This window comes from Micromonospora sp. NPDC048907 (genome assembly GCF_055586885.1).
The window spans coordinates 193,570-212,579 of record NZ_JBVJHI010000007.1; the positions used below are offsets into that span (position 1 = coordinate 193,570).

Below are 19,010 nucleotides of genomic sequence, written 5' to 3' on the forward strand. Positions count from 1 at the left end.
CGCGCTGCCGCCGGCCCGGTCCGGCGTTACCCGCCGCCCCCGAGAAGCTAACCCGGCCGGTCGTTAGCGGAGGTCCGGGCGGGGGTATGGGATTGCGGTGGCGATTGTGGAGAAAGTGATCGACGCGCCCCCGCAGCGGGTCTTCGACGTGCTGGCCGACGGGTGGACGTACAGCGACTGGGTGGTGGGCACGGTGCACGTCCGGGACGTGGACGACAGCTGGCCCCGGGTGGGCAGCCGGCTGCACCACAAGGCCGGCCCCTGGCCGTTCTCGCTCCAGGACACCTCCACCGTGCTGGAGTGCGACGCCCCGCACCGGTTCGTGGTCCGGGCCGGCCTGTGGCCGGCCGGCGAGGCGATCGTGGTGTTCCGGCTCGAACCGCTGGCCGACGGCCGGACGCGCGTCACCATCGGCGAGGATTTCGCCGCCGGGCCGCTGCGGTGGGTCCGGAACAAGCTCAACGACCTGGTGCTGCACCAGCGGAACAAGGAGACGTTGACCCGGCTCGCCGACATCGCCACCCGGCAGAAGGCGGCCCGGTGACCCAGCGGGTGGTGATCACCGGAGCGAGCGCGGGCGTGGGGCGCGCGGTGGCCCGGGCGTACGCGGCGCGCGGCGCGCGGCTGGCCCTGCTGGCCCGGGGCGCGGCCGGGCTGGCCGCCGCCGAGCGGGACTGCCGCCGGCTCGGCGCCGGGGAGGTACGCACCTACCGGGTCGACGTCGCCGACGCGGGCGCCGTGCAGGCGGCCGCCGACGACGTGGCGCACCACTACGGCGGGCTCGACGTCTGGATCAACGACGCGATGGTGTCGGTCTTCGCGCCGGCCTGGGAGATCACCGCCGCCGAGTTCCGCCGGGTCACCGAGGTCAACTACCTGGGCACGGTGCACGGCACGCTGGCCGCGCTGCGGCACATGCGCGCCCACGGGCGCGGGGCGGTCGTGCAGGTCGGCTCGGCGCTGGCCTACCGGGGCATCCCCCTGCAGTCGGCGTACTGCGCGAGCAAGCACGCGGTGCAGGGCTTCAACGACTCGCTCCGGGCCGAACTGCTGCACGACTGCCCCGGAGTGAAGCTGTCGATGGTGCAGCTCCCGGCCGTCAACACCCCCCAGTTCTCCTGGGTACGCACCCGGCTGCCGCGGCATCCGCAGCCGGTGCCACCGATCTTCGCGCCGGAGGTGGCCGCGCGGGCGGTGCTCTGGGCCGCCGACCACGGGCCGCGCGAGCTGAACGTGGGCGGCCCGACCTGGCAGGCCCGGCTGGGCAACGTCCTCTTCCCCGGGCTGCTGGACCGGAAGCTGGCCCGGGACGGCTACGACAGCCAGCAGACCGACACGCCCATCGACCCGGCGGCCTGGCGCGACAACCTGGACCGGCCGGGCGACGACGAACGGGACCGGGGCGCCGAGGGTGTCTTCGCCGACTCGGCCCGCCGGCACTCGGCGGCACTCTGGGTGAGCACGCACAAACCCGCGGTGTCCGCCCTGGCGGTCGGCGCGCTGCTCACGGCGGCCGGCGGGCTGGCCCGCCGGTTACGCTGACCGCCCACGCCGGCGAACCGTCCGGAATCCTCCGGGCGGGCGTCTGTGCGGACCGCGCGGAGGGTACTGGCTACCCTCTCAGGTGAACCTGTCGGCCGACCGAGGATGTCCGTGATGATCGAACCCGTGCAGTTGCCCTCCCCGTGGCGCGACGCACGCCTGACCGTCGTCGTTCCGACCTACAACGAGGCGGGCAACCTCCCGGTGCTGGTCGAGCGCCTCCTCGCGCTGCCGCTGCCCGGCTTGAAGGTGCTCGTCGCGGACGACAACTCCCCGGACGGCACCGGGGAGGTCGCCGACAAGTTGGCCATCGAGCACCCGGACCGGGTGCTCGTGGTGCACCGCCCGGGCAAGGAGGGCCTCGGCCGGGCGTACGTGGACGGCATCGGGCGGGCGCTCGACGACGGCGCGGAGTACGTGGCGCAGATGGACGCCGACCTGTCGCACCCGCCGGAGGCGCTGCCCGGCATGCTCGGTGCGCTGCTCTCGACCCAGTCCGGCGTGGTCATCGGCTCGCGCTACGTGCCCGGCGGCGAGCTGGACGAGAACTGGCCGCTCTACCGGCGCGCGCTCAGCGGCTGGGCCAACCTCTACGTGCACACGCTGCTGCGGGTGCGGATCCGCGACCTGACCGCCGGCTTCAAGATCTGGCGGGCCGACGCGCTGCGCGACATCGGCCTGGAGCGCGTGCAGTCCAACGGCTACAGCTTCCAGGTGGAGATGCACTACCTGGCCACCAAGCTGGGGCACACCATCCTGGAGGTGCCGATCCGCTTCGAGGAGCGCCGTGAGGGCGCCTCGAAGATGACCACCGCCACCAAGATCGAGAGCGCGCTGATGCCGTTCAAGCTGCGCACCCGGCACCGCAACCTCGACACCTGACCCGCGCTCACCGTCCGCACGGACACCGGCCTCACGCTGCGTCATGACGATGCAGCGTGAGGCTCTGTCGTCAGGGCCCCACGACCTGTGGAGACCGGGAAGCGGAAGGTGCGGGGGTGGCCGGTCAGCGGTAGACGGCGCGGTGCGCCGCACCGATCACGCCCGCGTACACGCCGCCGGTGAGCGCCCGGTCGCGGGCCAGCGCGGCGCGGGCCGCGTTCGCCCCGGGCGCGCCGTGCACCCCGCCGCCCGGGTGCGCCGAGGCACTGGCCAGGTAGAGCCGGTCCACCGGGGTGTCCGCGCGGCCCAGGCCGGGGATCGGCCGCAGGAAGAGCTGCTGGTACGCGGCCGCGGTGCCGCCACCCAGCGCGCCGCCGACCAGGCTCGGCTCGGCCGCCTCCAGGTCGGCGGGACCGGCCACGTGCCGCCCGACGATCAGCGAGCGGAAGCCCGGTGCGGCCTCCTCCAGCACCTCCTCCATCCGCTCCACGTGCCCCACGACGTCCTCGGTCCGCCAGTGCCGGCGGAACGGCAGGTGCGTGTAGGACCACAGCGACTCGGTGCCCGGCGGGGAGTGGCTCGGGTCGGCCAGCGACATCTGCCCCACCAGCAGGAACGGATCCCGGGGCACCTCGCCGCGGGCCAGCGCCCCCGCGTACGTGGTGAGCCCGTTCAGGTCGGCGCCCAGGTGCACGGTGCCGGCGCCGGCCACGGCCCGGTTCTTCCACGGCACCGGCGCCGAGAGCGCCCAGTCCACCTTGAGCGTGGAGCCGTCCCACCGGAAGTGCGCCAGATCCTCGACCAGCCGGGGCGGCAGCGCGGCCGGGCCGACCAGGTCCAGGTAGAGCGCCGGGGCGGGCACGTCGGCGAGCACCGCCCGCCGGGCCCGCCAGTCGGCGCCGCCGGCGGTGCGGACGCCCATGGCCCGGCCCCGGGCGGTGAGCACCCGCTCCACCCGGGCGCCGTACTCGATGCGGCCGCCCCGCTCGACGAGCCGGGCGACCAGCGCGTCGGTGATCCGCTGCGCGCCGCCGACCGGCACCGGCCAGCCGACCTGCTGGCCGAGCATGGCGAGCAGCCAGCCGTACACACCGGAGCCGGCCTCCTCGGGCGACAGGTCGGTGTGCAGGGCGCAGCCGGCCAGCAGCACGGGCCCGCCCTCGCCGGCGAAGAGTTCGTCGCCGAGCTTGCGCACCGGCACGACCAGCCGGCGGGCGAGCCGCAGCGCGCCGGAGACCTTCAGCCGGCGCAGCAGGGTCAGCCCGCCGCGCACCGGCGGGAACGGGCTCGTGATGGTGTCCAGCATCGGCTCGGCCACCTGGCACCAGTCGGCGTACGCGTGCCGCCACCGGTCGCCGTCACCCGGCGCGAACGCCTCCAGCGAGGCGGCCGTGGCGTCCAGGTCCCGGTTGACCACTGCCGCGCGCCCGTCGGGCAGCAGGTGGGCCAGCACGTCCGGGGCGTGGGTCCAGGACAGACCGTGGCGTTCCAGGCCCAGGCCGGCCAGCACCGGCGAGGCGAAGCCGAGGGGGTAGAACGAGCTGTAGAGGTCGCTGAGGTAGCCGGGGGCGGTCACCTCGGCGGAACGCACCGCCCCGCCGGGGGCCTGGGTCGCCTCCAGCACCAGCACGTCCCAGCCCGCGTCGGCCAGCAGGTTCGCGGCCACCAGCCCGTTGTGTCCGGCACCGATGACGACGGCGTCCGCGGTGGAAATCATCCGACCCGCCTACCCGGCCGGTAACCGGGCGAAACGCGTTTGCCCGGCCCGGGTCGGGGCATCCACTGCCGCATGTACACGGTTGCACAGCTCATAGGTGGAGTCTGGGGTGCCGGGGGTTCCGGGGGCGAGCTGGTCGTACACGATCCGGCCGACGGCTCCCCGGTGACCACCGTGCCGGTGGCGACGGCGGACGAGGTGGCCAAGGCCGTCGAGGCGGCCCGGGGCGCGGCGGCGGAGTGGGCGGCGACCGCCCCGGCGGAACGGGCGGCGGCGCTGCACCGCGCGGCGGACGCGGTCAAGGCCGTCGCCGACGAGCTGGCGCAGGCCACCACGGCGGAGATGGGCAAGCCGCTGGACGACGCGCGGGGTGGTGTGGCGGCGGGCATCGGCACGCTGCGACAGTACGCCGAACTCGGCCCGGTGCGGGGCGGCCGGACCCTGCACGGCGCCCCCTCCGCGCTGGACTTCATGGCGCCCGAGCCGCGCGGCGTGGTCGCCGCCATCACCCCGTGGAACGACCCGGTGGCGGTCTCCTGCGGCCTGCTCGGGGCGGCCCTGGTCACCGGCAACGTGGTGCTGCACAAGCCGAGCGAGCGCACCCCGGCGACCGGCTGGCTGCTGGCCCGCGCCCTCGACTCGGCGCTGCCGGCCGGGGTGCTGTCGCTGCTCACCGGCGGCCCCGAGGTGGGCGCGGCGCTGGCCGGGCAGGAGGTGGACGTGGTCGCCCACGTCGGTTCCACAGCGACCGGCCGGGCGATCGCCGCCGCCGGCGCGCGCACCGGCGCGAAGGTGCTGCTGGAGAACGGCGGCAGCGACCCCCTCGTGGTGGACGCGGACGTGGACCCGGTCTGGGCGGCCGAGCAGGCCGCGCTGGGCTGCTTCGCCAACGCCGGTCAGATCTGTGTCGCGGTGGAGCGGATCTACGTGCACCGGGACGTGGCGGAGGACTTCGTCGACGCGCTGGTGGAGCGGGCCGAGGCGCTCGTCGTGGGCCCGGGCCGGGACCCGGGCACCCAGCTCGGGCCGCTTGTCGACCGGCGGCACCGGGACCACGTGCACGGGCAGGTCACCGCGGCGGTGGCCGAGGGGGCGCGGCTGCGCACCGGCGGCGCCGTTCCGGACGGGCCGGGCGCCTTCTACCCGGCGACGGTGGTCAGCGACTGCCGGCACGAGATGACGCTGGTCCGCGAGGAGACCTTCGGGCCGGTCGCCCCGGTGGTCGTGGTCGACTCGTTCAGCGAAGGGCTGCGCTGCGCGGCCGACTCCCCGTACGGGCTGGCCGCCACGGTGCTGACCGGCTCGATGAGCCACGCCCACCGGGCCTGGCGGGAGCTGCCGGTGGGCACCGTCAAGGTCAACGCGGTGTTCGGCGGCGCGCCGGGCGGCGCCGCGCAGCCGCGCCGCGGCAGCGGCCAGGGCTTCGGGTACGGCCCGGAGCTGCTCGACGAGTTCAGCACGGTGAAGGCCGTGCACATCGAGGCGCCGGGCGGCGGCCACTGGTGAGCGGCACGACGGGAGCCCGGGACCGGACTGGTCCCGGGCTCCCGTGTCGTGGTCGGCCGGTCAGCGGCCGCCGCGGGCCTTGCGGGTGGCGTTGTTGTTCGCCTTCTCGATCGCCTTGACCAGCTCCGGCTTGGTCATCCGGGACCGGCCCGGCACGTCGAGCTTCTTGGCCACCTCCATGAGGTGCTCCTTCTTGGCGTTGGCGTCCACCCCGCCGGCCGTGGGGGCCCGCCGGGCCGGCCCGCCGCCGGCCGCCTGCCGGTCGCTGGGGCCCTTGCGCCCCTTCGGCTCCCAGTGGTCGCCGACCTTCTCGAACTCGTGCTTCACGGCGGCGAAGGCGGCGCGGTGCGCCCGCTCCCCCTCGCCGTACGTCTCGACCGCCGAGTCGTGTGTCTTCTCCCAGGTCCGCTGCGCCTTGTCCGGGGAGCGCTTCAGCGTGCTGGGCAGTACCTCGCGCCCGGGCATCTCGTCCTCCTCCGTCTCCGTGGGATCCTCTACCGATTCCCCCCGCCGTCCGGGACAAACCGGCACCGGTTTGTCGACTTCCCCCACCGGGTACCGCCCGGGCCACCTGCCGGGGGTGCGCCCGGCGGCGCGGAGGAGGCGGTCATGACGGCGACGACGGATGCGGCGGCCGGTGGCCGGCCCCGGGCCCGGATCCCCCGCCGGGTACGCCAGCTGAGCTGGGCCACCTGGCGCGGGGTGCTGATCCGCGCCGGACGCAGCTTCGTCAAGGACAACTGCGCCGACTGGGCCGCCGCGCTCACCTACTACGGGGTGCTGGCGCTCTTCCCCTCGACCATCGTGGTGGTCGCCCTGGTCGGTCTGGTCTCGGACGGGCCGCGGACCGTGGACACCGTGATCGACCTGGCCCGCGAGATCGGCGCCGGCTCGGTGGTCGGCAACGACGCCTTCGTGACGGTGGTGCGCGGCGTGGTGGAGCAGCAGGGCCCGGCGAAGGCGCTGCTCAGCTTCGGTCTGCTCGGCGCGCTCTGGTCGGCCTCCGGCTTCATCGGCGCGTTCACCCGCGCCTCCAACGCCATCTACGGGGTCGAGGAGGGGCGGCCGTTCTACCGGCTGCGGCCGATCCAGATCGGCCTCGCCGCGGTGTCGCTGGTGCTGTTCGCCGTGGTGGCCCTGGCGCTGATCGTCAGCGGCCCCGTGACCGACTTCGTGGGTGACCGGCTGCACGCCGGCGGGCTCACCCGCCAGGTGTGGACGGTGGCGAAGTGGCCGGTTCTGGCGCTGGTGGCGATGACCCTGCTGTCCCTGCTCTTCTGGATCGCCCCGAACGTGCGGCAGCCCCGGTTCCGCTGGCTCACCCCGGGCGGCGCGCTGGCCCTGCTGGCGTGGGTGCTGGCCTCCTTCGGCTTCGGCCTCTACGTGGCCAACTTCGGCTCGTACGACGTGACCTACGGCAGCCTGGGCGCGGTCATCGCCTTCCTGGTGTGGCTCTACCTGTCCAACTGCGCGCTCATGCTCGGCGTCCAGGTCAACGCCGAGCTCCAGCGGGGCCGGGTGATGCAGGCCGGCGTCGACGACCCGAACGAGCCCGTCCTGCCGCCGCGGGCCCCGGCCGACTCCTGACCGGCTTCGCCTGGTTCGGGGGTCGGTGACCGGCTCCACCGGCCGCCGCCGGTTTACCGGCGGCCCCCTCGGGCATGTCTGTCGGCATGGAACGTGGCAGCAGCAAGCACTCACCCAGGCTCGACGAGCAGATGAGCAGCGAGGTGAACGGCCTGATCCAGGGGCCGGGCACGGGCGGCTCCCGGGTCGAGGAGCACCGCGTGCCGGAACCGGCCGGGGAGGACCAGCCCGAGGCCACCACGGCCCCGGCGGGCGAGCTGCGCACCGGCGCCCCGAAGGGGATGAGTTCGGAGGACGTGGAGGGCCGCAGCCGCCTCGGCCGGTTCATCACGATGTCCGCCCTGCCGGGCGACCGGGAGGCGCTGGTGGCCAACGCCCGGGAGAACGAGGCGCCGGACGACATCGTGGCGGCGTTGCAGGGCCTGCCCGAGGGCACCCGGTACCAGACGGTGTCCGAGGTGTGGGCCGCCCTGGGGCACAAGAACGAGACGACGCGCTGGTGAGCGGACCGGCCCACGGTCCGCGAGCAGTCACCGGCGGAACAGGAGGAACACCGACATGAGCGGCGTCATGGAACACGTGGACGTGTCCGTCCCGATCCGCACCGCCTACGACCAGTGGACGCAGTTCGAGGAGTTTCCGCACTTCATGGAGGGTGTCCAGGAGGTCCGGCAGCTCTCCGACACGATGACCCACTGGACCGTGGAGATCGCCGGCGTGAAGCGCGAGTTCGACGCCGAGATCACCGAGCAGCTGCCCGACGAGCGGGTGGCCTGGCGCTCCACCGGAGGCACGCAGCAGGCCGGTGTGGTGACCTTCCACCGGCTGGACGAGGGGCACACCCGGGTCACGCTGCAGCTGGAGTTCGAGCCGCACGGCGCGGTCGAGAAGGCCGGTGACAAGCTGGGCGTGGTCGACCGCCGGGCCAAGGGCGACCTGGCGCGGTTCAAGCAGTACATCGAGCGGCGCGGTCAGGAGACCGGCGCCTGGCGCGGCAAGGTCGACCGGCCGACCCCCTGAGTCGCCGACCCCCGGACGACGCGAACCCCGATGGCCGCCGGTGCTCCGGCGGCCATCGCCGCGTCCGGGGGCCGTTTGCGATCATCCGGCCCGGGTACCGCAGGGGAATGACCGACAACGACAGTCACGTCTGGCGCGACGAGGAACGCACTCCCCTGCACGAGCTGGACCGCGCGATCGCCCGGTCGACCCTCGACGGGCAGGCGGACGACGCCACCGGCAACGACGCCGGCGAGGAGGCCGCGTTCGGCCACGGACCGGAGGCGGTGGACCGGGGTGCCGGCCCGGAGGCCGAACGGCGGGAGATGACCGACGCGGACCGGGCGTACCGGCCGTCGACCACCGGACGGACCGGCCCGGACAACATGTGAGCCGTCCCCGGGGCGCCCGGTGTGCGCGTCCCGGGGTTCAGCCGGCTCGGGATCCCGGGGCGGCCTGGCGGTCGCCGACGGCGTGCAGGGCGACGAGCGCCACCGCGAGCACCACCAGGGTCGGGCCGAGCGCCGCCACCGAGACCCGGGCCAGCAGCACCCCCACCGCGGCCGGCACCAGGGCGGCGCCCAGGCCGGCCGCGCCGATCTGCAGGCCGATGGTCCGGTCCGCGTGGTCGCGGCCCACCCGTTCCGCCGTGGTCAGGGTGAGCAGCGGGAACACCGGCGCCGCCGCGAAGCCCACCACCAGCAGGCCGGCGACGGTCACCCAGCCGGGCGCGGGCAGCGCGATGAGAACCGCTCCCCCGGCCATGCCGAGCAGGCTGCCGCGCAGCACCCGGGCGGTGCCCAGCCGCTCCGCCACCACCCCCTGCACCACCCGCCCCACGAAGAGGCTCCCCCAGTAGCCGGAGACGCACAGCCCGGCCACCGCGGCGGAGAGCTTCCGCCCCTCGATGAGCAGCAGGAACGCCCACAGGCCGGTGGACACCTCGATGGCCACGTAGACGGCGAAGGCGGCTCCGCCGAGCCACACGGCCGGCAGCCGCAGCGTCGCGCCGATCGGGGTCCGCCGCGCGGGCCCCGCGCCGGCCGGCTCGCCGGGCACCACCTGCGGTGCGACCGGGTCCGGCGGCAGGGCCGCGGCGGCCGGCGGGTCGCCGCGCCAGAGCCGCACAGTGAACGCGAACGCGGCGGCCAGGACGAGCTGGGCGGCGGCCACCAGCGCGTACCCCCAGCGCCAGCTCAGTCCGGCGCCGAGGACCGCGGTCATGATCAGCGGGCCGATCGCGACGCCGAGCCCGAAGAACGCGTGCATCCAGTTCATGTGCCGGGGACCGAAGGCGGCGGCCGCGTACGCGTTGAGACCGGCGTCGATCGCCCCGGAGCCGAGCCCGAGGACCAGCGCGAAGCCGACCATGACGGCGAGCGCGGGGGTCGACGCGTACCCGGTCAGGGCGGCGCCGGCGAGCAGGGTGCTGCCGGCGAGCAGCCAGCCGACGCCCAGCCGGGCGAGGGTGAACCCGGCGAGCACGCTGGAGGTCAGGTAGGCCACCGTGCCCGCCGTGAGCACGACCCCGACCGCCTCGGTGGGCACGCCCAGGTCCCGCCGGATGGACGGCCAGCCGACCCCGATCAGGCCGTCGGGCAGCCCGAGGCTGACGAAGGCCAGGTAGGCCAGGAGCAGCAGGGCGGGGCGGGGCGGAGCGGGGACGCGGGACACGAGGCCCCATCCTGCCCAGCCACCACCGGCCGGGACCGACCGGGGCCGGGGCCCGCGAGGTTATGCTCAGCCGAACCGACAAAAAGTGCGATACGGACGGTCGGGAAAACGGACAGCCCATCCAGAATCGGCCGAACGGCTGACGGCGATGCCCCTGCCCCGCGTAAGACTTTCGGGATGCAACAGGGCTCCGGTTTCCTCTCCCAGCGTCAGCGCCGCCTTGCCTGGCTCGGCTTCCTGCTCGCCGCGGTCCAGGCCCCCGTCGCCGCACGGCTCGTCGACGACAGCTCCTGGCTGTTCAGCCTCGTGGTGGCGCTCATGGTGGCGACCGTGATCATCGCCGACGACGGCGTACGCCGCACGGCGCAGGCCCGCTCCTCCGACTGATCAGGCCTCGGCGGGGCGCGCCTCGTGCCCCGGCCGTCCCGGGCTGCGGCGCCGTTCCTTCATCTCCGCCTCATAGAGGTGCCGCCGCCCGCCGACCAGCTCGTCACGGGCCCGCCGGTCCAACTCCCGGAAGAGCGCGTAGTACCCGTCGTCGAAGTCCTCGACGATCTGGAAGGTCCAGCGTCCCGCGATGACGTTGCGCCCGAGCAGGTCCTCCTCGACCCGCGCGGCCAGTTCCGGGTGCCCGGCGGAGCGGAACAGCTCCACGGCGTCGTCGAGCATCAGGTCGGCGTGCCCGATGAGCTGGTGCAGCGAGTAGAGGTGCCCGCGGGCCCGCTCGACGCACTCCAGCGCCTCGCTGAGCTTCCCCAGGGCCTCGACCGTGGCGTCACTCACGCCCGCCGGCCGGCGGTGCGCCCGGTCCGGCCCGTCCACCTGCTGTCCCATTCCGTTCCTCCGCGGTGTCGCCTGCGCGGTCTGCGCGGTATCCCTTCTGCCCCGCGGCGCGCGGCTCAATCCCGCCGGGCGGGGCACCGCATCACCCGGAGGACCCGGGCATCGGCCGGTCGGCCGAGGCCGCCCCGCTCCCGGCGGGGCTAGCCTCGGTCACCATGCGCGTGCCGAACAACCGGGTGGCGACCCGTTCCGCGGCGGTGGCCGCGAGGTCCAGCCTCACCACGCTCACCGCCGCCGTCGGCACCGCCGGCCTCGCCGCGGCCGCCGCCAACCCCGGCCTGCTCGCCGCGGTCGACCAGCACGCCGCCGGCGTACGCGACAGCCTGGACGGCGACCGCCGCCCGCTGACCGTGGCGGCGCTCGCCGGATACGCCGAGGGCGTGCGCGACGCGGCACGGGAGCACGGCTGGGAGCCGCCGGTCGAGCCGGTCGACTGGTCCGAGGCGGACTGGGTGCTCACCCGCCTGCTCGCGGTCTGCCTGCTCACCCGCGCGCTGGACCCGCGCGACCTGACCTGAGACACGGCGGAGGGTGCCCGCGATCGCCCCGCGGACACCCTCCTCGCCCTGTTCTCCTCAGCCGTTCGGCCGGCGGAACTGCTGGGTCTCGTCGCCCGCGCCGGACATTGACGACTGCGGCATGGCCGGGCTGGGCTGACCGCCCCGGTCGGCCATCTGCCGCTCGTAGTCGCTGCGACCGGCGCCCTGGGCCTGGCGCTGCTGCTGGAACGCCCGGGACTCCTCGGCGGCCCGGTTGAGCCACCCCTCCCAGCGGTTCTGCATCGGCTTGATCAGACCACCGCCCACGCCGACCACCAGGATGCCGGCGATGGTGCCGAGGAACGCGATGAGCACCGGCGTGGTGACCGTGGTGGCGATGCCCACCTGGTTCAGCGCGGCGATGACGCCGAGGGCCAGGACGAAGATCGCCGCCACGTCGGCCAGCACCCGGCCGTACGAGAGCCCACCGAGGGCGCCCGAGACCAGTTCCCGCACCGCGTTGGCGATGGCGGCCGCGATGACCACGATGACGATCGCCACGAAGGCCCGCGGCAGCCAGGAGACCACCCCCCGGATCAGGTCACTGATCGCGTTGGGTCCCCACACCCCGAAGGCGAACTGCAGGGTGAACAACAGGACCGCGTAGTAGGCCAGTTTGGCCAGGATGTCGCTGGCGTCGTATCTCGTGCGTTCGAGCGCGCGTTTGATGCCGCCGCGTTCGACGGCCCGATCGAATCCCACCCGTTCCAGTGCCGCGTCCACGATTTTGAGGACGGCTCGGGCGATGAGCCAACCCACCACGAGGATCGCGATGAACGCGATGGCCCTCGGGATGAAGAGCAGCACCGACCTCCAGAAATCGGTCAGGGCGTCACCGATGTCGGCCTGCCCGACCGCGAGGGTTTTCGGCATGTTGTCCCTCCTGTCGCGTGAACTGCGCCGCCCGCATACCCGGTCGCGTCGGCAGCACGCCGAGCCGACCCGGGGCAATTTCCCGACATGCCCGGTCGAACCATCCCTGACCTGCACTAACGCCCGCGATCGGGCCGGTTGGCGGCCGACGCGCGCGCGTGCTCGAAACCAGACCGTCAGGCTCCGGTTAGGCTGCGGTCATGCCAGGCACCGTCGGGCGGGTCCCCACGCCATCAGCCCCCAACCCGGGAGCGGGCGCCGGAGCGGGCGCGACCGGGTCCGGCGCGGCGACCGTCCTGGCCCACCCGTGGGCGGGCACGCCGCTCGGTCCGCCCGACGGCTGGGATCCGGCGGTCCGCGCCGTGGTCGACCTGGTGCTGGCCTCCCCGGTGCCGATGGCCCTGCTCTACGGCGAGGACCTGGTCCTGCTCTACAACGACGGCTACGCGGAGCTGATCGGCGACCGGCACCCGGCGGCGCTCGGCAAGCCGGCGGCGGAGGTGTTCGCCGACCTCTGGCACGACCCCGCCGCCGGGCAGGTGGTCACCCGGGTCTACCGGCGGGGCGAGCCCTACCTGGAGCGGGAGGCGGTGCTGCCGGTCGACCGGCACCAGGCCGGCCCCGCCGAGCCCGCCGTGTTCACCCGCGGCTACTCCCCGGTGCGCGACTCGACGGGGCAGATCATCGGCGTGCTCGCCGTGGCGGCGCAGACCACCCAGGTCACCCAGCAGCTGCAGAGCCTGAGCGACTTCGCGGCGGCGCTCTCCGGCACCCTCACCCTGGACGACGTCGCCCGGGTCACGCTGCGCTACTGCCTGCACTCCTTCGACGCCGACCGGGTCTCGTTCGTCGTCGACGAGGGCGCGGCCTGGCGGATGGTCCGCCGGGTCCGGGGTGAGCTGCTGGACGAGGCCGACGAGCGGCTCCCGCCGCTGTGGCGCCGGCTGCCCGCCGACTCGGCCGTGCCGATCGCGGTGACCGCCCGCAGCGGGGTGTCGTCCTTCGTGGGCGACGGCCAGCCGCTACGGGACAGCGCGGCGGACCGGCACGACGAGAAGATCCGGGCGATCGCCTCGCTGCCGCTGCGCTCGACAGTCATCCGCGGCGCGCTGACCGTCGGCTACCAGGCCGCGCACCCCTGGTCGCCGGCGGAACGGGCGTTGCTCGCCGCCTCGGCCGAGCTGGTCGGCCAGGCCGCCGAGCGGGCCCGCCGCTTCGAGACCCAGCACGGCACCGCCCAGCTGCTGCAGCGCAGCATGCTCCCGGAGCAACTGCCCGACCTGCCCCGGCTGCGGATCGCCGCCCGCTACGACCCCGGCGTCGACGGCAACGCCGCCGGTGGCGACTTCTACGACGCGTTCGTGCTGCCCACCGGGGCGCTCGGCGTGGTGCTCGGCGACGTCGCCGGGCACGACGTGCAGGCCGCCGCCCGGATGGGTCAGGTACGCGCCGCGCTGCGCGCGCTGGCCCTCTCCGATCCCCGGCCGGACGCGGTGCTCGGCGGCCTGGACCGGCTGGTCGCCAGCCTCGGCACCGAGGGCGGCACGCACGAGCTCTTCGTGACCGTGGTGTTCGGCGTGATCGAGGCCGACCGGGAGCGGGTTACGCTGGCCAGCGCGGGCCACCCCGCGCCGCTGATCCGGCGGTGCCCCGCCGAGGGCGACCCGGTCGCCGAGTACGTCGAGGTGCCGCCGGCGCCGCCGCTGGGTCTGGGCGGCCGCCCGCGGACGGTCACCGTGCCGTTCCGCCCCGGCGACACCCTGCTGCTGTTCAGCGACGGCGTGGTGGAGCGGCGCTGGCAGGACCTCACCGCCGGCCTGACCGGGCTGAGCGCGGCGGTGACCGCCGCGAGCAGCGGGGACCCGCGGGCGCTCTGCGCGGTGGCGACCGCCGCGGTGCCGGGCGCCACCGAGGACGACGTGGCCGTGCTGGCCGTCGAGCACGCGGTCAAGCCGAGCCGGTCGGCCCGCATGGAGGTGCCGGCCGAGCCGACCGCGCCGAGCCGGGTCCGGCACTGGCTGACCGCCCAGCTCACCGACTGGCGGGTGCCCGAGGCGGTGGTCGGCGCGGCGGTGCTCTGCACCAGCGAGCTGACCACGAACGCCCTGCTGCACGCCGGCACCGCCGCCCGGGTCGAGATCGACCTGAGCCCGGAACGCCTGCTGGTCTCGGTCGCCGACTCCGGCACCCGGGGGCAGGTGACCCGGGCGCAGACCGACACGCTGAGCAGCCGGGGCCGCGGGCTGGGGCTGATCGAGGAGCTGAGCGACGCCTGGGGCACGGACCCCACGGTGCGCGGTTCGACGGTCTGGTTCGAAATCCTCATCCCACCCGGGTGAGTCGCGCGTCGGGGCCGGCCCGGACGGGTAGGAGTGGTGCCATGCCTGACGACAACCGCTGCGGCGTCCTCTTCGACGTGGACGGCACCCTGGTCGACACCACGTACCTGCACACGGTGAGCTGGTGGGAGGCGCTCCGCCAGGGCGACCACCGGGTGCCGATGGCGCGGATCCACCGGGCCATCGGGATGGGCTCGGACAAGCTCCTCGACCACCTGCTCGGCGCGGAGCGGGACCGGGACGCGGACGGCAAGCTGCGCGACACCCACGACGCGCTGTACGCCGAGTACTGGGAGCGGCTGGTGCCGTTGCCCCGGGCGGTGGACCTGCTGCGCGCCTGCGCGGCCCGCGGGCTGCGGGTGGTGCTGGCCACGTCGGCGGCCGAGCACGAGGTGGCCGCCCTGCGGGCCGCCCTCGACGCCGACGACGTGATCGACACGGTGACCTCCTCGGCGGACGCGGAGGAGAGCAAGCCGGCGCCGGACATCCTGGCGGCCGCGCTGGCCCAGTCGGGGCTGGCCGCCGAGCGGGTGGTGTTCGTCGGCGACTCGGTCTGGGACGTCGCCGCCGCCGGCAAGCTGGACGTGCCCTGCATCGGGCTGACCTGTGGCGGCACCAGCCGCGGCGAGCTGGCGGGCTCGGGGGCGGTGGCCGTCTACGACGACCCGGCCGCCCTTCTCGACGGCCTCGCCGACAGCGCGATCGCCGCCCTCACCGACCCGGCCAGGTCGGTTCGCGCCCCGCGCCGGGCCGGCGACACGGTGACCGGTCCCACGGGCGAGAAGACGGACGCGGAGGCATAGTCGGCGCCGCTTCGGGGCACTGGTGACCACCTGCCCGCACCGCCGGGCGGCGGAAGGTGGTGCCGTGGAACCGGTCGATGTCGCGTTCGCCCTGCTGGGCGTCGGCGCCCTGCTGGCCGGGATCCTGCCCCGGGTGCTGGAACGCCGGCCGCTGTCGATGCCGATCGCCTTCCTCGGCCTCGGCATGCTGGTCTTCGTACTGCCCACCGGGCTGCCGACACCGGACCCGTTGCGCTGGCCGGAGCTGACCACCCACCTCACCGAGGTCGGCGTGATCGTCGCGCTCATGGGCGCCGGCCTCAAGATCGACCGGCCGTGGAGCTGGGCCCGCTGGTCGTCGACGTGGCGGCTGCTGGCCGTCGCCATGCCGCTGTGCATCGCCGCGGTGGCGGTGCTGGGCTGGTGGTGGGCCGGCCTGGTGCCGGCCGCGGCGCTGCTGCTGGGCGCCGCGCTCGCCCCGACCGACCCGGTGCTCGCCTCCGACGTGCAGGTCGGCGAGCCGACCGACGTGGAGGACTCGGAGGACGAGGTGCGCTTCGCGCTCACCTCCGAGGCCGGGCTGAACGACGGCCTGGCCTTTCCCTTCGTCTACGCGGCCATCGCCATCGCCACCACCAGCCTCGCGCCGGCGGACTGGCTGGCCCACTGGCTCGCGGTCGACGTGCTCTACAAGCTCGCCGTCGGGGTGGGCGGTGGCCTGCTCGTCGGCTGGCTGCTCGGCAAGCTGTTCTTCCGGGCCCCCAGCGACCTGCGGCTGGCCCGGCACGCCGAGGGCTTCCTCGCCCTCGCCGCGACCTTCCTGGCGTACGGGCTGGTCGAGGTGGTCGGCGGGTACGGCTTCCTGGCCGTCTTCGTGGCGGCCCGGGCGATCCGGTCGGCGGAACGCACCCACGAGTTCCACTCCGTGCTGCACGACTTCGCCGAGCAGGTCGAGCGGCTGCTCACCGTGCTGTTGCTGCTGCTCTTCGGCGGCGCGGTGATCGGTGGGCTGCTCGCCCCGCTGACCTGGCCGGCGGCCCTGGTGGGGCTGGCCCTCGTCTTCGTGATCCGTCCGCTGGCCGGCTGGCTGTCGCTGCGCGGCGCGCCGGGCCGCCCGGCCGAGCACTGGGTGATCTCGCTGTTCGGCATCCGCGGCGTCGGCTCGTTCTACTACCTGGCGTACGCCACCAGCAAGACGGAGTTTCCGCAGGCCGAACTGATCTGGGCGACGGTCGGCCTGGTCGTGGTGATCTCGGTGGTGGTGCACGGGATCGCGGCCACCCCGGTCATGCAGCTGCTGGACCGGGCCGGCGAGCGGACCCGGGAGGGCTCAGAGCGGGGCCGGGCGGACGAACCCGCCCTGGGCGGCGTCCGGGGCTGACCGGGGCGCCGGCACCAGCCGGGCGGCCGGCAGCTCCAGGTGCAGCCGCACGGTGGTCACCCCGTCGGCGACGTGCACGTCCACCAGGTCGCAGAGCCGGTGCACCAGCAGCAGCCCCCGACCGCGTACGCCGGTCACCGGCGGCGGGATCCGGCCGGCCAGCGGGTCGGCCAGCTCGCCCGGGCCGCTCACCTCGCAGACGAGGTCGCCCGCGGCGGCCCAGCACCGGGCGATGGCCGGCCCGGCGCCGTGGGTGAGCGCGTTGGAGGCCAGCTCGGTGACGGCGATCCGCAGGTCGTCGACCCGTTCCGCGGCGAGCCCGGCGGCCTCGGCGACGGCGGCCACCGCCGCGCGCAGCGCCCCGAGGCCCTCCGGCCGGACCGGCTCGACGTGGGCGCCGTCGGGTGGCGGGGGCAGCGGGCGGGCCAGCCGGCGCAGCACCGCCCGGGGCGGCCGGTAGCCGGCGCTGGGCCGGGCCACTCCCCCGCTGACCAGCCAGGGATGGGTCCGGGCGATGTCGGCGCGGGTCGCCGCCGGCAGCCGGGACCGGTCGAACAGGCAGCGCACGGTGAGCGGCCGGTCGGCGAGGCCCAGGTTGATCATCGCCTCGTGCTCGACGCAGTGCCGGTGGGTGGCCGGCCGCCGGCCGGGCCACAGGGACTCGCCCACCACGCGGACCCGGCGGCCGGGGTAGCGGTCGACGAAGTCGCTCAGGGTAGCCGCGATGATGGCCGCCGGGTTGCGCCCCAGCACCGCCATGTCGGCCACGTCGACGCCGTCGAGCGGGTCGAGCAGCGGACGGACCAGGGGCAGCCGGTCGGTGGGCACGGCGACCAGCACCGGCTCACCTGCGGCCCGTCCGGCCTCGACGAACCTGCTCACCGCGGTGCGGTAGTCCCGGTCGTCGGTGTAGAACAGGGCGTCGTGGCGCAGCCCGCCCTCCGGGAACGGCGACCGGTCGACGCCGGTCCTGCCGTCCCGCGGCCGACCGCCGGCACCGCTCACTGCCCCTGCACCTCCCCGCCGAAGGATACCCGTGGGTGACGGGCCGCCTGCGCGCAGTGGCACCGGTCAGCCACGGTCCGCGAGCAGCCGGGCGGCCAGGGCACGACCCAGGTCCCGGCCGGAGCGCCAGGCGCCCTGCACCCGCGGCCGCCCGAAGGCGTCACCGGCGAGACCGATTCCGTCGTCGTCCAGGTGGTAGGGGCCGTCCACGCGGGCGGCCGGTTTCGCGTACGTCCAGCGGTGCACGTGGGTCAGCTCGGCCGGCTCGGGCAGCCCGAACAGGTCGCGGACGGCCTGCTCGATCGCCGGGCCGGCGGCGGTGGGCTGGAGCAGGTGCCCGGAGGCGAACTCCGCGGTGGTGTGCGCGACCAGCACCGGGGCGCCGTCGCCGCGCCGGTCCCCGTCGTCGCAGACCGAACTCAGCACCGGGTGCTCGTTGACGAACGCGCCCCGGAAGTCCGGCCAGCGGCGGGCCGGGAAGCGCAGCACCCCGGCCAGCGCGGGCGACCAGCGCTGGGCCGCCACCGCCCGGGTGGCCGCCGCCAGCGCGGGGTCGAGCAGCAGGGCGGCCTGGGGGCCCGGCATGGCCAGCACGACCGCCTCGGCGGCCCGCCCGTCCACGCGGGGACCCGGCTCGACGGTCATGACCAGCCGGTTGTGCGCCACCGGCACATCCCCGGCCAGGTGCTCCACGAGCGAGCGGAGGCCCCGCGGAGCGGCCCAGCGCACCGGGCCGGTCACCGCCTCGCGCCCCCGCGGCCCGTACGCGACGAGCGTGTCGGTCCACTCCCGGGCCAGGCCGGCGGCCCGCCACCGGCCGACCACGGCGGCGAAGTCGGGGTCGTCGACGGTGAAGTAGGCGGCGCCCAAATCGGCGGGGCGGCCCTCGAAGCGCTTGCTGGCCATCCGCCCGCCGGTCACCCGGGCCCGTTCGCACACCCGCACGGCGATGCCGGCGCGGGACAACTCGGCCGCGCAGGCCACTCCGGCGATGCCCGCGCCGACCACCACCACACCCGCCCGGTCCGCAGTCACGCACATGATCGTAGGGGGCGGCCGGCATGAAGACCGCGCGACAAGGGTAGTGGAACACCTGTTCGAGGAGAGGTGATCACCATGGCCGACCGCAGCAACGGCAACAAGGACAACGTCAACCCGGACGCCGCCGTGAAGGACCCGGACGACTGGGTCACCGGCGACGAGCCGCCGACCGCGGCGCAGGAGTCGTACCTGCACACCCTGGCCCGGGAGGCGGGCGAGGAGGTGCCGGACGGGCTGACCAAGGCCGAGGCGTCCCGCCGGATCGACGAGCTCCAGGCGGAGACCGGCCGCGGCCGGTGA

21 protein-coding genes are annotated in these 19,010 nt (G+C 75.1%); 14 read left to right on the top strand and 7 right to left on the bottom strand.

Translation table 11 applies throughout. From position 1 onward, the window contains the following. Positions 1-106: 106 nt before the first annotated feature. From ACZ6PY_RS25015 to ACZ6PY_RS25025, 3 genes are all read left to right on the top strand, one after another. A complete protein-coding gene (locus tag ACZ6PY_RS25015) occupies positions 107-544 on the top strand; it encodes an SRPBCC family protein (RefSeq protein ID WP_466075693.1) in 438 nt (145 codons plus the stop codon). Next, a complete protein-coding gene (locus tag ACZ6PY_RS25020) occupies positions 541-1,542 on the top strand; it encodes an SDR family oxidoreductase (RefSeq protein ID WP_466075696.1) in 1,002 nt (333 codons plus the stop codon). The genes ACZ6PY_RS25015 and ACZ6PY_RS25020 overlap by 4 nt, the downstream gene beginning before the upstream one ends. 114 nt (positions 1,543-1,656) lie before the next feature. Next, a complete protein-coding gene (locus ACZ6PY_RS25025; protein WP_262283754.1) occupies positions 1,657-2,424 on the top strand; it encodes a polyprenol monophosphomannose synthase in 768 nt (255 codons plus the stop codon). A gap of 124 nt (positions 2,425-2,548) precedes the next feature. Here ACZ6PY_RS25025 and ACZ6PY_RS25030 read toward each other — a convergent pair whose 3' ends face one another. Then, the gene (locus ACZ6PY_RS25030; RefSeq protein WP_466075699.1) at positions 2,549-4,141 is read right to left on the bottom strand and encodes a phytoene desaturase family protein; all 1,593 of its coding nucleotides are present in this window, start codon (positions 4,139-4,141) and stop codon (positions 2,549-2,551) included. Positions 4,142-4,213: 72 nt separating this feature from the next. On the opposite strand from ACZ6PY_RS25030, the gene ACZ6PY_RS25035 reads away from it, so the two are divergent. Beyond that, positions 4,214-5,647: an aldehyde dehydrogenase family protein gene (locus ACZ6PY_RS25035; RefSeq protein ID WP_466075702.1), complete on the top strand. Its 1,434-nt coding sequence runs from the start codon at positions 4,214-4,216 to the stop codon at positions 5,645-5,647. Positions 5,648-5,707: 60 nt separating this feature from the next. Here the strand turns inward: ACZ6PY_RS25035 and ACZ6PY_RS25040 are convergent, their stop codons facing one another. Continuing rightward, complete coding sequence (locus ACZ6PY_RS25040) at positions 5,708-6,112, bottom strand: ChaB family protein (protein WP_262283751.1); 405 nt, start codon at positions 6,110-6,112, stop codon at positions 5,708-5,710. 144 nt (positions 6,113-6,256) lie between these two features. Here ACZ6PY_RS25040 and ACZ6PY_RS25045 point away from each other — a divergent pair, with 144 nt between their 5' ends. From ACZ6PY_RS25045 to ACZ6PY_RS25060, 4 genes are all read left to right on the top strand, one after another. Further along, positions 6,257-7,234 (top strand): YihY/virulence factor BrkB family protein, encoded by a 978-nt coding sequence (locus ACZ6PY_RS25045; protein ID WP_466075705.1) that lies wholly within the window; start codon positions 6,257-6,259, stop codon positions 7,232-7,234. Positions 7,235-7,320: 86 nt separating this feature from the next. Then, positions 7,321-7,737, top strand: a complete 417-nt coding sequence (locus ACZ6PY_RS25050; protein WP_313721910.1) for a DUF2795 domain-containing protein — start codon at positions 7,321-7,323, stop codon at positions 7,735-7,737. A 55-nt stretch (positions 7,738-7,792) separates the two neighbouring features. Beyond that, positions 7,793-8,254, top strand: a complete 462-nt coding sequence (locus ACZ6PY_RS25055; protein WP_466075708.1) for an SRPBCC family protein — start codon at positions 7,793-7,795, stop codon at positions 8,252-8,254. 107 nt (positions 8,255-8,361) lie between these two features. Further along, positions 8,362-8,625, top strand: coding sequence for a hypothetical protein (locus ACZ6PY_RS25060; protein WP_091263540.1), 264 nt, complete (start codon positions 8,362-8,364; stop codon positions 8,623-8,625). A 37-nt stretch (positions 8,626-8,662) separates the two neighbouring features. Here ACZ6PY_RS25060 and ACZ6PY_RS25065 read toward each other — a convergent pair whose 3' ends face one another. Further along, positions 8,663-9,907, bottom strand: a complete 1,245-nt coding sequence (locus ACZ6PY_RS25065) for an MFS transporter (RefSeq protein WP_466075712.1) — start codon at positions 9,905-9,907, stop codon at positions 8,663-8,665. Between the two features lie 177 nt (positions 9,908-10,084). On the opposite strand from ACZ6PY_RS25065, the gene ACZ6PY_RS25070 reads away from it, so the two are divergent. Then, positions 10,085-10,294: a hypothetical protein gene (locus tag ACZ6PY_RS25070; RefSeq protein ID WP_262283745.1), complete on the top strand. Its 210-nt coding sequence runs from the start codon at positions 10,085-10,087 to the stop codon at positions 10,292-10,294. Here the strand turns inward: ACZ6PY_RS25070 and ACZ6PY_RS25075 are convergent, their stop codons facing one another. Further along, entirely contained in the window at positions 10,295-10,741 is a 447-nt protein-coding gene (locus ACZ6PY_RS25075; protein WP_466075715.1) for a hypothetical protein, read from the bottom strand. A 164-nt stretch (positions 10,742-10,905) separates the two neighbouring features. On the opposite strand from ACZ6PY_RS25075, the gene ACZ6PY_RS25080 reads away from it, so the two are divergent. Then, positions 10,906-11,268: a DUF6401 family natural product biosynthesis protein gene (locus tag ACZ6PY_RS25080; RefSeq protein WP_466075718.1), complete on the top strand. Its 363-nt coding sequence runs from the start codon at positions 10,906-10,908 to the stop codon at positions 11,266-11,268. A 57-nt stretch (positions 11,269-11,325) separates the two neighbouring features. Here the strand turns inward: ACZ6PY_RS25080 and ACZ6PY_RS25085 are convergent, their stop codons facing one another. Then, a complete protein-coding gene (locus ACZ6PY_RS25085; RefSeq protein WP_466075721.1) occupies positions 11,326-12,162 on the bottom strand; it encodes a membrane protein in 837 nt (278 codons plus the stop codon). A gap of 200 nt (positions 12,163-12,362) precedes the next feature. Here ACZ6PY_RS25085 and ACZ6PY_RS25090 point away from each other — a divergent pair, with 200 nt between their 5' ends. From ACZ6PY_RS25090 to ACZ6PY_RS25100, 3 genes are all read left to right on the top strand, one after another. Next, complete coding sequence (locus ACZ6PY_RS25090) at positions 12,363-14,501, top strand: ATP-binding SpoIIE family protein phosphatase (protein WP_466075724.1); 2,139 nt, start codon at positions 12,363-12,365, stop codon at positions 14,499-14,501. 41 nt (positions 14,502-14,542) lie between these two features. Beyond that, complete coding sequence (locus ACZ6PY_RS25095) at positions 14,543-15,304, top strand: HAD family hydrolase (RefSeq protein WP_466075727.1); 762 nt, start codon at positions 14,543-14,545, stop codon at positions 15,302-15,304. 64 nt (positions 15,305-15,368) lie between these two features. Then, positions 15,369-16,664, top strand: coding sequence for a cation:proton antiporter (locus tag ACZ6PY_RS25100; protein WP_466075730.1), 1,296 nt, complete (start codon positions 15,369-15,371; stop codon positions 16,662-16,664). Here ACZ6PY_RS25100 and ACZ6PY_RS25105 read toward each other — a convergent pair. Together ACZ6PY_RS25105 and ACZ6PY_RS25110 are read right to left on the bottom strand one after the other, a co-directional pair. Next, the gene (locus tag ACZ6PY_RS25105) at positions 16,614-17,669 is read right to left on the bottom strand and encodes an anti-sigma factor RsbA family regulatory protein (RefSeq protein ID WP_466075733.1); all 1,056 of its coding nucleotides are present in this window, start codon (positions 17,667-17,669) and stop codon (positions 16,614-16,616) included. The two genes, ACZ6PY_RS25100 and ACZ6PY_RS25105, sit on opposite strands and share 51 nt — an antisense overlap. A gap of 66 nt (positions 17,670-17,735) precedes the next feature. Then, complete coding sequence (locus ACZ6PY_RS25110) at positions 17,736-18,683, bottom strand: NAD(P)/FAD-dependent oxidoreductase (protein WP_466075920.1); 948 nt, start codon at positions 18,681-18,683, stop codon at positions 17,736-17,738. Between the two features lie 102 nt (positions 18,684-18,785). Between ACZ6PY_RS25110 and ACZ6PY_RS25115 the strand changes: the two genes are divergently transcribed. Further along, positions 18,786-19,010, top strand: coding sequence for a DUF3072 domain-containing protein (locus tag ACZ6PY_RS25115; RefSeq protein ID WP_466075735.1), 225 nt, complete (start codon positions 18,786-18,788; stop codon positions 19,008-19,010).

Excerpts from the sequence above, each read along its gene's own strand:
- ACZ6PY_RS25025 (WP_262283754.1), top strand. The coding sequence starts at position 1,657 with ATGATCGAACCCGTGCAGTTGCCCTCCCCGTGGCGCGACGCACGCCTG.
- ACZ6PY_RS25030 (WP_466075699.1), bottom strand. The coding sequence starts at position 4,141 with ATGATTTCCACCGCGGACGCCGTCGTCATCGGTGCCGGACACAACGGG.
- ACZ6PY_RS25035 (WP_466075702.1), top strand. The coding sequence starts at position 4,214 with ATGTACACGGTTGCACAGCTCATAGGTGGAGTCTGGGGTGCCGGGGGT.
- ACZ6PY_RS25040 (WP_262283751.1), bottom strand. The coding sequence starts at position 6,112 with ATGCCCGGGCGCGAGGTACTGCCCAGCACGCTGAAGCGCTCCCCGGAC.
- ACZ6PY_RS25045 (WP_466075705.1), top strand. The coding sequence starts at position 6,257 with ATGACGGCGACGACGGATGCGGCGGCCGGTGGCCGGCCCCGGGCCCGG.
- ACZ6PY_RS25050 (WP_313721910.1), top strand. The coding sequence starts at position 7,321 with ATGGAACGTGGCAGCAGCAAGCACTCACCCAGGCTCGACGAGCAGATG.
- ACZ6PY_RS25055 (WP_466075708.1), top strand. The coding sequence starts at position 7,793 with ATGAGCGGCGTCATGGAACACGTGGACGTGTCCGTCCCGATCCGCACC.
- ACZ6PY_RS25060 (WP_091263540.1), top strand. The coding sequence starts at position 8,362 with ATGACCGACAACGACAGTCACGTCTGGCGCGACGAGGAACGCACTCCC.
- ACZ6PY_RS25070 (WP_262283745.1), top strand. The coding sequence starts at position 10,085 with ATGCAACAGGGCTCCGGTTTCCTCTCCCAGCGTCAGCGCCGCCTTGCC.
- ACZ6PY_RS25075 (WP_466075715.1), bottom strand. The coding sequence starts at position 10,741 with ATGGGACAGCAGGTGGACGGGCCGGACCGGGCGCACCGCCGGCCGGCG.
- ACZ6PY_RS25080 (WP_466075718.1), top strand. The coding sequence starts at position 10,906 with ATGCGCGTGCCGAACAACCGGGTGGCGACCCGTTCCGCGGCGGTGGCC.
- ACZ6PY_RS25085 (WP_466075721.1), bottom strand. The coding sequence starts at position 12,162 with ATGCCGAAAACCCTCGCGGTCGGGCAGGCCGACATCGGTGACGCCCTG.
- ACZ6PY_RS25090 (WP_466075724.1), top strand. The coding sequence starts at position 12,363 with ATGCCAGGCACCGTCGGGCGGGTCCCCACGCCATCAGCCCCCAACCCG.
- ACZ6PY_RS25095 (WP_466075727.1), top strand. The coding sequence starts at position 14,543 with ATGCCTGACGACAACCGCTGCGGCGTCCTCTTCGACGTGGACGGCACC.
- ACZ6PY_RS25115 (WP_466075735.1), top strand. The coding sequence starts at position 18,786 with ATGGCCGACCGCAGCAACGGCAACAAGGACAACGTCAACCCGGACGCC.